The organism is Psychrobacter sp. AOP31-B2-9, from assembly GCF_052378005.1.
Lineage (GTDB): Bacteria > Pseudomonadota > Gammaproteobacteria > Pseudomonadales > Moraxellaceae > Psychrobacter.
In genome coordinates, this window is record NZ_JBQSXG010000022.1 from 20,435 (window position 1) to 34,974 (window position 14,540).

General features: G+C 44.3%; 11 protein-coding genes. 7 read left to right on the forward strand and 4 right to left on the reverse strand.

Features of this window, described 5'->3' with window-relative positions:
• Window positions 1-52: 52 nt before the first annotated feature.
• The 4 genes from ACT3SX_RS04415 to ACT3SX_RS04430 form a co-directional block, all read right to left on the reverse strand.
• Window positions 53-1,312 carry an MFS transporter gene (locus ACT3SX_RS04415; RefSeq protein WP_442069616.1) on the reverse strand — a complete coding sequence of 420 codons (1,260 nt, stop codon included), beginning with the start codon at window positions 1,310-1,312 and terminating at the stop codon, window positions 53-55.
• Window positions 1,312-3,099 carry an IucA/IucC family protein gene (locus ACT3SX_RS04420; RefSeq protein ID WP_442069614.1) on the reverse strand — a complete coding sequence of 596 codons (1,788 nt, stop codon included), beginning with the start codon at window positions 3,097-3,099 and terminating at the stop codon, window positions 1,312-1,314. Before ACT3SX_RS04420 ends, ACT3SX_RS04415 begins: the two co-directional genes overlap by 1 nt.
• Window positions 3,100-3,165: 66 nt before the next feature.
• Window positions 3,166-4,431, reverse strand: a complete 1,266-nt coding sequence (locus ACT3SX_RS04425) for an ATP-grasp domain-containing protein (RefSeq protein ID WP_193007785.1) — start codon at window positions 4,429-4,431, stop codon at window positions 3,166-3,168.
• 296 nt (window positions 4,432-4,727) lie between these two features.
• Window positions 4,728-6,908 carry a TonB-dependent receptor family protein gene (locus tag ACT3SX_RS04430; protein WP_442062671.1) on the reverse strand — a complete coding sequence of 727 codons (2,181 nt, stop codon included), beginning with the start codon at window positions 6,906-6,908 and terminating at the stop codon, window positions 4,728-4,730.
• A gap of 272 nt (window positions 6,909-7,180) precedes the next feature.
• Here ACT3SX_RS04430 and ACT3SX_RS04435 point away from each other — a divergent pair, with 272 nt between their 5' ends.
• The 7 genes from ACT3SX_RS04435 (at window position 7,181) to ACT3SX_RS04465 (ending at window position 14,421) form a co-directional block, all read left to right on the forward strand.
• Window positions 7,181-9,268, forward strand: a complete 2,088-nt coding sequence (locus tag ACT3SX_RS04435) for a TonB-dependent receptor (protein WP_442069613.1) — start codon at window positions 7,181-7,183, stop codon at window positions 9,266-9,268.
• Window positions 9,269-9,341: 73 nt separating this feature from the next.
• Complete coding sequence (locus ACT3SX_RS04440; protein ID WP_201560742.1) at window positions 9,342-10,430, forward strand: ABC transporter substrate-binding protein; 1,089 nt, start codon at window positions 9,342-9,344, stop codon at window positions 10,428-10,430.
• Between the two features lie 42 nt (window positions 10,431-10,472).
• Complete coding sequence (locus ACT3SX_RS04445) at window positions 10,473-11,549, forward strand: FecCD family ABC transporter permease (protein ID WP_442062678.1); 1,077 nt, start codon at window positions 10,473-10,475, stop codon at window positions 11,547-11,549.
• Window positions 11,550-11,727: 178 nt separating this feature from the next.
• A complete protein-coding gene (locus tag ACT3SX_RS04450; protein WP_314884587.1) occupies window positions 11,728-12,672 on the forward strand; it encodes a FecCD family ABC transporter permease in 945 nt (314 codons plus the stop codon).
• The gene (gene fecE, locus ACT3SX_RS04455) at window positions 12,672-13,439 is read left to right on the forward strand and encodes a Fe(3+) dicitrate ABC transporter ATP-binding protein FecE (protein ID WP_055125553.1); all 768 of its coding nucleotides are present in this window, start codon (window positions 12,672-12,674) and stop codon (window positions 13,437-13,439) included. Before ACT3SX_RS04450 ends, fecE begins: the two co-directional genes overlap by 1 nt.
• 149 nt (window positions 13,440-13,588) lie before the next feature.
• Complete coding sequence (locus ACT3SX_RS04460) at window positions 13,589-14,029, forward strand: transposase family protein (RefSeq protein WP_201501705.1); 441 nt, start codon at window positions 13,589-13,591, stop codon at window positions 14,027-14,029.
• Window positions 14,030-14,040: 11 nt separating this feature from the next.
• Window positions 14,041-14,421 (forward strand): transposase family protein, encoded by a 381-nt coding sequence (locus ACT3SX_RS04465; protein ID WP_442062683.1) that lies wholly within the window; start codon window positions 14,041-14,043, stop codon window positions 14,419-14,421.
• The last annotated feature ends 119 nt before the right edge of the window (window positions 14,422-14,540 follow it).

The following is a 14,540-nucleotide window of genomic DNA, read 5'->3' on the forward strand; positions in this document are numbered from 1 at the left end:
AAGTGATGTCTTTTTTTTAATGTTTTAGAGTAATTGTTGTTGGTAGTTCCCTTTACACAGTCTTGCTATATTTTTCTTGATACATTTTGATGGTTATTATCGCGATAACTGCCATCATTGCTGAGAGAACAAACGGAGAGAGCAAACCAAACATCGGTACAAATAAAGTGACTGACAATCCTGCTAGCACGCCGCCCCATTTTGCTAGCGCATCATAGCGAGAGAATATTTTGCCGCTATGTTTAGACTGATTGGTATCCGCCATTTGTGCATGCAGGCTTTGGTAACACATAAACATGCCAACGCCAAATAGCATTCTAGCCAACCAAATCAAGGCAAGATAATCCGTCATATGCAGTAAAACCGCACTCGCTAATACCGCAAAACCAAGGCTTAAGGACATTGCTGGCATACGATGACTGATGCGTCCATAGAGCAGCTGGCAGATCAGATATATGGCATGAGGCATGGCATATAACTGTCCTATTTCAGCGCTGCTAAGCCCAAAGCTTTTGGCAAATGGCAAAAAGTATGGAAAAGTCGCTACCATACAAAAGGCTAAGAAAAACTGCAGCAGCGATATAAACAGATAAGGATTGTCGAAAAAAGTTACGCCCGTTATTGCTTGCACTGAGTCATGGGTCTGCTTTTTATCGCTTTTGGCTTTTTTACTGTTACCGTTGTCATTTTTGGTTGTTGTAGATGCTTTTGGCAATTGGGTAGTCTTGGGGCTTGTATCGATATTGTCTGCTTTGATAACGTCTCTTTTTAGCAAAAAGCTGAGCAGTAGGGCTAAGAGCGGCAGGATGGCAAGCACGCGATACAAACTTAACACCTCGTAATGATGCACCAAAAATCCCAGCCCAATTGGGGCGGAAATCAGGGCAAGCCGCGCCGAAAACTGAGTAAAATTTAGCATCTGTTGTAAGGCGTTTTTATCAGTGATACTTGTTGCCAAATAAGCGTTTGATGCCGCCATTGTCCCGCCAAACAGCCCCTGAACGCTCAGTCCGATGATAAGCTGCCATAAAGACTGGGAAAATCCGCATATCAAAAACCCCACCGCCAAGCCAAGCTCCGCCCGTAACAAGGAGGTCTTGCGACCATACGTATCAGCAAAACGTCCCCAGTATCTGGCAGCGATGGCGGTCATCAGGGTCGGTAGTATAAACAGCAACCCAACCCAGCCTGATTGCAATGGCGCATTTAGCTCTTGGAGCATGATTGGCAAAAACAACGGCATACCTAACGCAGAAAACGCAGACAGGTAGTGACAACATAGGACAATTGCCACCATCATTCGATAGTTCATTACGAGTCCTGCTTGTGTCGCTGCATAAGCTTTAAGGTGTTGGGTGCTGATTTGCCATAAAACTTATTGATATCAGTCGCGCCAGACTGCTCTTTTGACAACAGACTGCCAGCAGACAGCAAGTATTTGATATACCAATGCTGGCTCTCTAATAAGATTTGCTGTGCAAGATGAGTGTCGTAACCTTGCTTGGATAAGCTGTGTAATGTCGTATCAATACCGCTTAGGAGGGTTTGATAGGCCTGATGACGATCGATGATGGCATGGGCGCTCATCATCTCGATAATGGCGGTGATGTCGAGCTGGAGCGTGATGGTCAAAAACATCTGCGCCAACGCCAACTCATCTTCGACGACGATACGTTGATCTTTAATCGCCTTGATGTCTATCAAGTTGTCGAGGCCAGCTTGCGCCATGGCCGTGTTAAACCTTAGTGGATAAAGGCGTGCAGAGTCATTGTCTTTCATAAGTAAGGTCATCGTGCGGCTATGGTGATCAAAGACAATGACAGCATTTTGCTGGTTGGCTTCTAACGCAATGCCGTATTTTATCCAAAGTGTCAAATGGACATGGCACAACAGGCCAATGTAGTCTTTTAACCAACGCTGACTATCCCCGTCATAAAAAATATCAATTAAGTGGCTGACAAAGGGGCGACCATCCGGCATGACGCTGCCAAATGCTGCCACCGGGACAGGAGTTTTACCCATTAGATTAATGTCATCATAGCGTCTGACGATAAAGGCGAGGGTTTTATCATCGCCCATATGACCACCTAGGCTTTCGTCGCAATGGGCATAACACCCTTGCAGCGCAGCATCATTTTTTTCAATCAACTGTAAGGTACGCTGAAACCAGTGACCATCATAAATGGTTGAGGGTTTGATGAGACGCACGTTTTTATTGCCCAAGGTGCGGGCGATGAGCGGTACTTTGATATGGATATTTGGCGCATCGCAGCACACCACCGTGCGCACAGATAAGGTTGGTTGTACGCTGAGCGCTGACTTGGGGGCCAATATAATTTGTAGCGACGCCTCCTTGAGAGCATGCTGTTGTAGCAGCGTCAAGGTGAGCGGATGTACTGGGAATAGGTAATGCGTCTGTTGCAGATCACGACTGAGACCGACGTCGGCAAAGCTTGGCCAAATATCAGGTAGCTTGGTGCTGATAGTGGCTAATGTTTTTGAGATAGCAACCCAATGTAGGCGAAAGGTTGGTGCAAATTCTGGACTATAGGCTGCAATATCAGATGCGTCTAGGCCAAGCTTGGCTCGGGCAGTCGGATAATAAGGATGATCCAAATACGAGGCGACTTGATCGGCATATAGCAAACGCTCAGACCAGCTTGGGTATTCAGTAATATTACGTACAAGATAGCAGCATTGAGACTCAAACCCTCGGCGTGCTAACGCCCGGTGTTCGGTAGCACAATCAAGCTCAAGCAGATAGCTATCAAGCGCAGTCTCAGAGGCATCTGGCAACTGCTTGAGAACAGCGACAAAATCTTTATAATCATGCTTGATAGCGTAACCGTCTGAGTTTTTTTGCAGCCACATTGGGCTGGCAAGTTGCCAATATTGCATATAATCACTGGCCGCAACAGGCAAGCAATTGGTTTGGTCAGGTGAGGTTATCTCTAGCCATAATGTTTGCTGTTTTAGCACTTCTGGAAGGTTAGGAAGATCAAATTCTGTTTCTATAATAGTGCTATCTGATAGCAAGCCATAGACATCTTCGCGGATACAGGTGTTGATAAAGCGTTCGGTAATATATTGTTTGTCCATTATAAATTCTCAAAATATAACAAGTTAAAAACTAAAAGTTAAATAGGTAACAGGTAGATCTCACGTTTATGCGTCAAACTGCCATTGCAAACTTGCTATGGCATCGTTTAGTACGTCATTTATGGTGTTTTCACAATCAGAATAAGCCAGTAGTCGGCTTAAATAGTCTTTATTAGAGTGGGTAAGGTGAATGGTTTGATGTTGTTGTTTTAGCGGCTGATGGATGAGAGTTGTCTGCTGCATTTGCTTATTAAAGGGGCTGGGTGCTGTGCAAATGGTGCCAGATTGAGGTGCAACAATATAATGAATGCGTGCATGGGTGCTGATGGCAAGTGCTCCGTACTCGGTCTCTAGCTCAGCAATGCTGACCCCTTGATGTAGTCGAATAATGGTATCAAACCAAGGGTAGTGCGCCATATCATCTAATAAAAACTCTCTGCCATCGCCGATGCTGCGATAGTTGATTTCAACCAAATGTATCGCGCCCGTTGGGGTAATAATAAACTCACTGTGACAGACGCCAAGCCCCACACCGATATCTTGTAAAATCGCCAAACAGCGCTCACGGTACTGTACACATAAGGGCGTGTTCCACACTGCATCAAGCTCTACAAAATGTGGCGGCTCAGTCAACGTTACTTCAAAGCCGCCTACCGCCACCAAACGCTCACCATCGCTAAGTGTCTCTAATGTCATTAAGCGCCCAGCCACATAGGACTCAACTAAAATAGGTAAGGTTTTTGACTGCCAAAAATCTTGGCAATAGCTGAGTAGCTCATCTTTATCCATACAAAGCTGCACATCCATGCTCGCGACGCCTTGCTTGGGTTTGGCAACTAAAGGAAAGCTGATGGCAGGATTGTTGATAGTAAGGTTGTCGATGGCACAAGTGTCAAGGTATAAGTCTTTGGCGTTTAGCAGCTGATATCCAGCTTGGTATAAGTGAGCAGATTGTAGCTGTGTTCTCATTAAGTACTTGTCTTTAAAGACTAAGCAATGACGCCAGTCTTTACTAGGAAGATGGAAGAAGTCCGCGACGATGGCGGTTGCGGCTTGTAGATGGTCGCTATTACTAAAGACCAGATTGGGCAAGATATGATGATTGTTTAAGGTATCAATGATTGCTAAAGGATTAAACACATCGCATTCCAGAATGCTGATTTGCGCCCCTAGAGGCATTGCTATTAACGCATCCATGTGTGCGTCTTTATCATCGGTTATGATAATTAATTGACTGTCAGGTGCGTGCCTAAATTTCAATAAGGCAGGGATAAAACCTTCAATAACTGCATCATTGACCACATGAGTGATCAGAACCGTCGCATAGGACATAGAGCTTTCCTTTTTTGATGAACCAAAAATAAAGAATAAACAGAGATGTTATTTTTCATGCTCATGATATTAATGATAATGATAATCATTTGCAAGTAAGTTGCAAAAAATAATGTCCTATTAATGTCTGAAATCTACTAAAAGTTTTTAAGAGAGGGGTTTAAATGCGAAGGTAAGCAGTGAAAATTGATAAAAGAGACAGGCAAGTTACAATATATTATTGAAAATAAAAGCAAATCCATTTCAGATTTACTTTTATCGTTGCAAGGTATTTAAGAATTAGGATTTATTAACCCTTAAAATTGATAGTTGAGTCCCAACTTGTACGAACGACCGGGCGCAGGATAGCGACCAACTGGACTGGTATCGATACCACGGAAATAATATTGCTCATCAAATAAATTGTTAATACCGAATTGAACAGACAGCTTTTCATTCTTGGTGTCTTGCAATGTTTTTTGTAGACTCAAGTTCCAAACTTGATAAGCAGGTATCTCGCCAATGCCGCCGTCTTTGCTTTCTGCTACCGTGTTGGCATTATCAGCATAAGCTTTATCATAGTAAACACCAGATAAAGTGGCATTATAATCTTGATGCTTATAACTGGCGTGCCAGCCCAACTGATGTGGCGAGCTGTACGGCAGTTGATTGCCTTTATCTTTTCCTTCTTGCAGCGTGGCATTGAGATAATTATAGCTAAGACCAACATCCAAGTTTTCGAATGTTTTCGTGCTATAAGTAATGGCAGTCTCTAAGCCTTGGTGCAGTGTACGACCCACATTATCGAAGCTCTGATCGCGGCTATTCCATTGCAGCTGATCTTTAAAATCTATGCGATACAGTCCTAAATTGGCTTGCAGGTTATCGGTGGTATAGCGTGTACCTACTTCATAGTTCCATGCCAGCTCACTGCCTTCTTCACCGATACCGCGAATATCAGCAATTTGCGGCGTTCTAAGCGATTTCTGCGCGTTGGCATAAATCAGCCATAGATTATCATCAGATTTATTTAAGGCATAAGACGTTGTGAGTCCAGGCAGCCATTCCGTAATGGTGTTGTCTGTTTGCGTATTATTACCAGCATCATTAAACGTCATTTTTGCATTTTCATAACGGATACCGGGGGTAATTTTTAGGCGCTCATCCAGAAAGCTCATCTCATCGCTAAGGTAAGCGGCCCATGCATCGGTTTGTAGATTCCAATTACGGGGCGTGGTGGTCGTGCCATCCGCAAGCTTGGTTTGCGTCAGTTTATAATCGATATCTTCATTGACGTAGCGCATGCCACTAATTAAGTGATGTTTGATATTTTTGCCATCACCAAGCTTCACAGAAAACTTCGGCTCCACGCCATAAACAGTAAACTCACGAGGTGAGGTACGCAGGCTGTCTGCTGCAATAGCAGGGTCTGCCCAATGTACGCCCTGTTTGTTCGCTTGTGAGTTAAATCCCCACTCAAAGTTACGAGTAGCATGATGTCCAAAGGTCGTCAGGTCTAAGACGGCTTCATCACCGATATCTAAGTAGTTTTTGTACTTAGCATGCCAGCGCGTTGATTTGCCTTGATATGCTTCAAATGGGCGCTGGCTCTGTTCGATATTTTGGTCATAGGCAGAGGGCGACAGTGCCCCCGGCATTTCTGTGTCGGCATCATAGTATTGCAAGAACCCTTCTAGTTCCTGATTGTCGTCAATATACCAAAGTGCTTTGGCTTGTAGATTAGTGACTTCAGTGTCTGAGTGATCTCTAAAGCTATCGCCCTTAATACCGTTGGCTTCTACTTGTACACCTAATTTGTCATTTAACCAGCGACTGTGCCGCGCGTATAAACTGGTCAATGGCTTACCATTTTTCTCAAAGACGGTTAAATTGGTGCCAATTTCAGTTTGAGTCTCTTTAGCAATAGGTTTGGTGATGAGGTTAATCACACCGCCGACATTATTTGGACCATATTGGGTTGCAGCTCCGCCGCGTACGACATCGATGCGCTCAAGATTATCAAGGGTCGCTGGAAAGATAGACTGACCGGTGTGACCGTAAGGCGCTAAGGTTAACGGAATGCCATCCATTAAAAATTGCGCCTGTCCACTGCGGCTAGCATGTAAACCGCGGATAGAGATGTTAGGTAATACACCTGTACCCGTTTCATCGTCAATTTTGACACCTGGGATAAACTGTAATGCACCGTCAATTGAGTTGCTCACGGTTTTCTTAATGAAATCGTTATCAATTACCGTGCGATTACCGGCAAATTCTTTTACCTGATTAGCACTAGAATCACCTAATGTTTCTGCAGTGACAATGATTGGCGCTGCGGTAAAGGAAGGTATTTGTGTCTCTGCTTGATGATTGATGGCGCTGTCTGAATGCGTTTTAGAACTGGTTTTTTTGCTGGCAGGTGTTACATCAGCGCTACTTTGTTGATAAATACAAAGCAACGCTAAACAAAGTGCTGAACGTTTAAAAAAAATAACCATAATTATTCCAAGTATTTAGCGTGTATTTATAAGAGTTGAAAATGGACAGTGTTACTAAAACGTTGCAATTATAAACAGTAATGGTTATCATTTGCAAGACTATTATCATTCATACACATAGAGGATATAAGCTTAAGACGCTATTTTTGTTTTAAGTATTTCAGCAGAAAATAATCAAATAGCCAGTCGTTATTTAAAGATTTCTACCTTAAACGCTGCTCGCTAAGAGTTGGTATTCTCACTTATTCTTCACGCATTCTATGGTCCTGTATATGCCTAATAAACCACCCAAGCGACTAGTAATCGCGGTTCGTGCTCAACTTTGGTTAACCATAACAACAACAGGTTTGGTGATGGCGTTCAGCACGTCATCACTTGCTCAAGCAACACCTAACCAGCTATCAACAACAGAGCCATCTGTAACGCTTGCACCTATTGTGGTCACCGCCAAAAAATATGAAGGTTATGCCGCTTATGCGCCAACATCAGGAACTAAGACACAGACAGAATGGTTAGAGGTGCCACAGTCGGTATCGGTTGTTACTAAGACCGAGCTAGAAGATAGGGGTGCAGTGCGTGTGATGGACGCTATGAAAGGTGTTGCAGGTTTAAACAATACACTGGGTGAGGGCAGCCGAGATGAGTTTGTTATGCGCGGGTTTAACGGCTTGAACGATGTCTATAGCGATGGCATGCGCGATGATGGCAAATTGCAGTCCTATCGTAGCCTTGCCAATGTCGAGCGCGTAGAGGTGGTCAAAGGACCAGCAGGCGCTTTATATGGTCGCGGCAGTGCTGGTGGTATTATTAACCTCGTCAGCAAAAAAGCGGAAAGCGATGACTTCGATAAGGTGCAAGCGCAAGTGGGTAGCGATGGCTTAGCTGTGGCGCGTGTCGATAGCTCCCATAAATTATCAGATACCGTCAACGCGCGTATCAATGCTGAGTATCGCCGTAGTGACTCCTTCGTCGATCATGTCGATTCAAACGATGTCTTTATTGCCCCGACAGTGCGCTGGCAGCCGACTGATCAGCAAACCCTAGATTTCTCCCTTGATTTTATGCGTCAGCATCTTGTGCCTTATCGCGGCGTACCCTCCAAAGATGGCAAACCGGTTGATGTGCCCGTCAATACCTTTTATGGCGGCACCAATGATTACCAAGATTCAGACACTTGGCATGCGGCGGTCAATCATGAGTTTGATATCAACGATGATCTTAAATGGACCAATCGGGTGTCATACAGCCATATCACGTTAGAACAAAAAGGCACCCGTCAGTCATCAGCAGATGTGAAGGATGACAAAGTTGGGCGCACCGTTAATAATTTTGGTTATGACCCACGCACCAGCAAAACGTTGCAGTCAGAGCTAGCTTGGAATAAAGGCAACCATGAATTATTATTTGGCGCTGATTACAATGACATTGACATTGATTTAACCCTTGCTACTGATAAAAATGTACCACCCACATCGGCAACCAACCCAAGCGCAGGTTCAACCCCCAACCCAGGGTTTCCTAAATTTCGTAAAAACAGCACCCAAAATGTCGGCGTCTTTGCGCAAGATGTCTATCATATTGGCGACTGGTCATTGGTGGGTAACGTCCGCTATGACAATATGCGCCTGAGTCAAAGCGCTAATGGTAAGGATAGTGGACTTAACGACGACAAATTCAGCTACCGCACAGGCGTCGTCTATAAGTTTAATGATGCCACCTCTGCTTATGCCACCGTAGCGCGTTCATGGCAGCTACCTTATTCTGGAACGTTTATCAATCCAAAATTGGGCGCACTGTATCAAACCGACCTAAAAGAGATTGGGGTGAAAACGTATTTAAATAATGACGATATTATGCTCAATGCCTCTCTCTATCGCATTGATAAAGAAGACCCAAAAACCAATGACAATCGCGAAGTGACAGATAAAGATGAGTTCCGTCATCAAGGTCTAGAGTTAGAGGCACGAGGTAAGCTACGTGATAACTGGGATGTGTCTGCAGGTTATAGCTATATTGACGCAGAAGATAAAAAAACGGGCCTAACGCCAAACGATGTACCGAACCAAACGTTCTCGTTATGGACAGCTTATCAACCTGATGACCAATGGCGTATTGGCGGCGGTGTGAACTATATTAGTGATCGCTATGCCGGAGATGCAGAGGCAGTCGAGCTAGCGGGTTATACGACCGTAGATTTAATGACCGCCTATAGCATGGGCAAACATAACCTGCAGTTGAATCTAAATAACGCTCTAGATAAAGAATATGCGCTGGGGGCTACTAATGGCCTCTCGGGCAAAAATCAAATTGGGCTTGGTGCGCCAAGAACGTGGCTGTTAACGTATAACTATGAGTTTTAACGAGTAAGTGTTAACGCCAAACTCTTATGTTCCTAGAGCTCGATCCATTTCATGATAGTAAGACAGGTTATTTATGAATCAACGTCCAAAGCTCACGCTTATACTACCTTTATTGGTCATCGTATTGATTGTCGTTGGCGGCATTGTTTTTATTATCAATCAAAAAAACAATGCTACGGCAACGCTACCATTGAATGCTGATAATGACATATCGGTAGCAGCCACTCAGTCAAATGCCAGTCGTGACATGAGCGACAATAATGGCGTGCTTCTGCTAACCGATGAAGAAATTAAAGTACGTTTGCCCAATCTAAGTAACTATCCGAATGACCCGAAGCGTATTGTGGTTTTGGAATACTCATTTTTAGGGGATGCATTAGCGTTAGGTCTGACGCCAGTTGGTATCGCCGATGACAATAAGCCTGACAGTATTATTGCCGAGTTTACCAAACAACTCTCGGATTACACCTCGGTCGGTTCACGCTATCAGCCAAGCCTTGAGGCCATTGCTGATTTAAAACCTGATCTGATTATTGCCGATGATGAGCGTCATACGGTCATCGCCGATGAGCTGAATCGCATCGCACCGTCGGTCGTACTAAAAAGCCGCGGTGAGAGTTATGTGGAAAATATCCAGACGGCGCAATTGGTCGGTCATATCGTCCACCAAGATAAAAAAATGTCGCAAGTTATCAATACCCATCTAAAGAAGATGGCAGATTTAAAGTCGCAATTGGCAACCACTCCTCTTGCTAACCACAGCGTTCAATTTGCGATTATCAGTGATAAAGGCATGTGGCTACATGGTCCAAGCTCGTATGCTGGCAGCTTACTTAATCATCTAAGTATCAAAAGTCCGATTCCTGAGCAAACAGGTGAGGCGTATATCGCAACCAGTTTGGAGCAATTATTGTCGGCCAATCCTGATTGGCTATTGATTGGGCGTTATAACGATCATACTATTTATGATGAATGGAAGTCCTCACCATTATTTAATCAGCTAACGGCGGTTAAAAACAATCAGGTCATCGAAGTCGATCCCAATTATTGGGCGCTTAATCGCAGTATGCAATCTGCTGAATACATGACCGCTGAGCTGCTTGAGATTGCATCGAGCCAAGGCGCAGAAGGTTCAAGTCCTTCTGTAAAAGAGTCAAATTAATGTGCCATTACAAGACTGTCTGTTTAAAGCAGGGCGGCTTTTATGGTTGAGACAAAACTGAGCCGCTCATCTTCTATCTCACTTAAACCTTCTATTGTAAAGCGTCCGATAATACGGGCGTTATTATGGTGTGGGTTATTAGTCATTTTACTGATTGGCTGCTGGCAAGGATTAACGGCGTATTCAAAATTCACCCTGTCGCTGACGGATTTATTTTCGTTATTGACGCAGCACAATACTCAAGCCTCATTAGCCGCGCAATTATTAATAGAGATTCGCCTGCCGCGCGTCCTTGTGGCGATTATAGTCGGTGCTAATTTGGCGGTAGTAGGACTGCTGATGCAGGTGATGACGCGAAATTCACTGGCCTCTCCTGCGGTATTGGGTATCAATGCGGGGGCAGCTTGTGTGGTGGCCTTATCCTCTATTGGCTTAGGGGTTAGCTTTTTAACCTCTACCTTTTTACAAGCGCTGGTCGGCGCACTGCTTTCTTGTGCTCTTGTTGCAGGATTGGCAGGTTACTTTTCTGGTCGTCCGGTGCATCCTGTCCGTCTTATCTTGTCGGGTGTTGCTATCAATGCGCTGCTGGTCGGTATGACACGAGCGGCGCTGATTACCACGGATGAGCAGGCGTATGGGGTATTGTATTGGCTAGCTGGCTCTATTGCCAATACGCGCTGGGAGTCCATTCCTATGCTTGCAATTATATCGCTGCTGACCTTGGGTTATGGCTGGTGGCTATCACCTAAATTAAATGTCTTGGTGCTGGGCGATGAAGTGGCGAGCAGCCTTGGGATAAACTTGCGAGCATTGCAATGGTCGTGCGGGGCATTGATTACTATATTAACGGCGGTCAGTGTGGCGGTAGCAGGTCCCATTGCGTTTGTAGGTTTGATTGTCCCGCATGTTGCCAAGCGTCTGTTAAAACAAGTATCGAACATGGCGTATGAGCAGCTTTTACCATTATCAATGCTGCTTGGCAGTATATTGATAGTATGGGCAGATGTCTTGTCACGGGCAGTGGCTTATCCGGCAGAGACACCGGTGGGCTTATTAACGGCATTGATTGGGACACCCGTTTTTATTGCGCTAGCATGCAGACGGCGACTGGATAGTTAATCAAGACGGCTAATTTTGTGCTTATGTTAATCAAAAGTGACTCAATACTTTATCAAGCAACCCTTTATCAAAAAATAAAAGTAAGTAACAAATGACAATAAGAACCAACGCTTCTGCATCGCTCTTACACTCATTATTTGCTCGTAAATCGGCAAGTAGGGCGGTGGGACTAATTATAGTGCTTCTATTTATACTAAGTATTAGCAGTATATTCTTTGGTGCCAGTGAATTAACACTAGTACAAATCTGGCAGCATTTACAGCAAGGATTTAGCGGTGACAAAGATTTTATTGTTTGGCAGCATCGATTGCCGCGCACGCTATTGGCCATATTGGTGGGCGCAAGTCTTGGTCTGTCAGGTTCCTTAGTGCAAGGGGTTATTCGTAACCCGTTAGCCTCACCTGACTTAATGGGTATCAGTGCTGGCGCAGGGTTCTGCGCGACTTTGTTACTGGTTATGCTTCCTACCGCCCCAACGTGGTGGTTATCTGTCGCAGCCTTACTTGGCGGCTTATTGGCGTTTTGTTTTATTATTCTACTGGCACAAATATCTCAGCCTACGCCAGCACGCTTGGCACTGATTGGCGTCGCCATTAGTGCCTTTTTAGCCAGTGGGATTAATTTTTTGTTGGTGCTTTATCCCGTTGAAATCAATACGGCAATGATTTGGTTGACCGGTAGCTTGTGGGGTCGCAGCTGGCAACATATTCCTATGCTGACTGTTATATTTGCCGCGTTGATGGTCATCAGCATGTATTTAGCGTGGCGTTTGGATGTGCTGGGGCTGGGTGAGGAGACAGCGTATCATCTTGGTGTATCAGTCAAACCACTAGAATTTAGCACTTTACTCATCGCAGTGGTGATTGCGAGTTTGGCTGTATCGGTGGCAGGGACGGTTAGTTTTATTGGACTGCTTGCACCGCATATCGCACGATTGCTCTTTGGGCATCAGCACCGCATCTTATTACCAGCGTCAGCGCTAATAGGCGCGATCATTTTAGTCAGCGCAGATGTATTGGCACGCAGTCTATTTGCACCTATTGAATTACCAGCTGGCGTTTTAACCTCGGTGATTGGTGCGCCGTATTTTATCTTTCTGCTATCGCGCTATAAGGGGTGGTGATGCTATCAGTGAATGAACTCCAGCTTGGCTATCATGGTGGTCAACATATTATCAAAAACTTGTCACTTGAGCTGCCAGAAAATAAAGTCATTGGGCTCATTGGTCCAAATGGCTGCGGAAAATCGACACTGTTAAAAGGTTTATGCCGCTTGATTCAACCGCAATCGGGTAGTATTTTACTTAGAAAACAAGATATGGCGCAGTTAAATAATCGGCAGATTGCCCGTCAGATATCGGTATTGCCACAAGTGCAGACCAATCCTGAAGGCTTGAGTGTTAGACAATTGGTTGAATATGGTAGGACACCTTATGTCTCACATTGGGGCAAGCTAAGTGCTACCGATAACCAGATAGTAGATAGGGTCATGCATGAGATGGCGATTGATTCTTTGGCTGATACGCCGCTTGAAGCTTTGTCAGGCGGACAACAGCAGCGCGCTTGGATTGCGATGATTTTAGCCCAAGACACCGATATTATTATGCTTGATGAACCGACCACTTATCTGGATATCTCTTACCAAATAGAGCTGATGCGACTCATACGGGAATTAAAGGATAAGGGTAAAAGCATCATCGTTGTGCTACATGATCTTAACCAAGCGGCGAGATATTGTGATTTGTTAGTGGTACTAAAATCAGGCGAACTGCAAATGATGGGCAGCCCTCATGAGGTGATGACGGAGGGGATGCTGGCTGACATATTCGATGTGCAAGCCAAAGTGATTACCGACCCTGTCGCAGGCTCGCCAATGTGTGTGTATTTATAGCATACCTGTATTATCGATTAACTTGATGGAAGTTGTTCTTAAGTGTTTTAAACAGCTATAACTTAATTATATTAGTTAAATAATAGACCTCTTGCAAAAGTAGTTTCAAGACTCAAAGACTATAACTGAACCCTAAATATTTAAAAGATATGCCAAATATAGCCAAACTACTTGAACAGAGCGATGCAGGTTTTAAACGTTATACTGGCATCCACAAAGCCACTTTTGAGAAAATGCTAGAAGCCATGCAAGAGCATGAAGCTTCCAAGACCAAATCAGGTCGTCCAAGTGAACTTAGCTTAGAGGCGCAGATTTTACTCGCACTGACCTATTGGCGTGAATACCGAACCCTTTATCATATTGGTGTGGACTTCAACGTTCATGAGTCCTCTGCCAGTCGCATTGTCAGAAGAGTAGAAGACATCCTTATCCACTCAGGCAGATTTGATTTGCCACGAAAACTGCCACACGGTAAGCCTGAGGATATCAATTGGTCAGCGGTCATCATTGATGCCACCGAAACGCCCATTGAACGGCCAAAAAAAACCAAAAACAGTACTACAGTGGAAAAAAGAAACAACATACCTTAAAAGCGCAAGTCATCGTACATTGGCAAACAGGACTGATATTGGATGTGCAAACCTGCAACGGTTCAGTACATGACTTTAGTCTTTATAAACAAACTTGTCCTGATTGGCTGCCTAAAAATACCAGCTATCTAGCAGACAGCGGTTATCAAGGTATAGCCAAGCTACACGATCAGACCTTTATCCCCTTTAAGAAACCAAAAAGCGGTGAGTTGCTAGCGCTTTGCAAACAGGCCAATCAATATTTGGCAAAATGTCGTATTCTGGTTGAGCATAAAATAGGTCTGATTAAGCTATTCAAAATTGTGGCTGAACGCTATCGTAATCGACGTCAACGTTATGATTTAAGAATGAAGCTGTTCGCAGGACTGGTAAATCTTGAGCTTAATATCTGACTTTTGCAAGAGGTCTAATGGGAATAATTATGTTTGTATTAAAAATACTTGAGTGTACGCCTGCATCTTGATGTTGGCTCTGGTAATACGAGAGTATCCTAGATTCTTATACTAAAGTT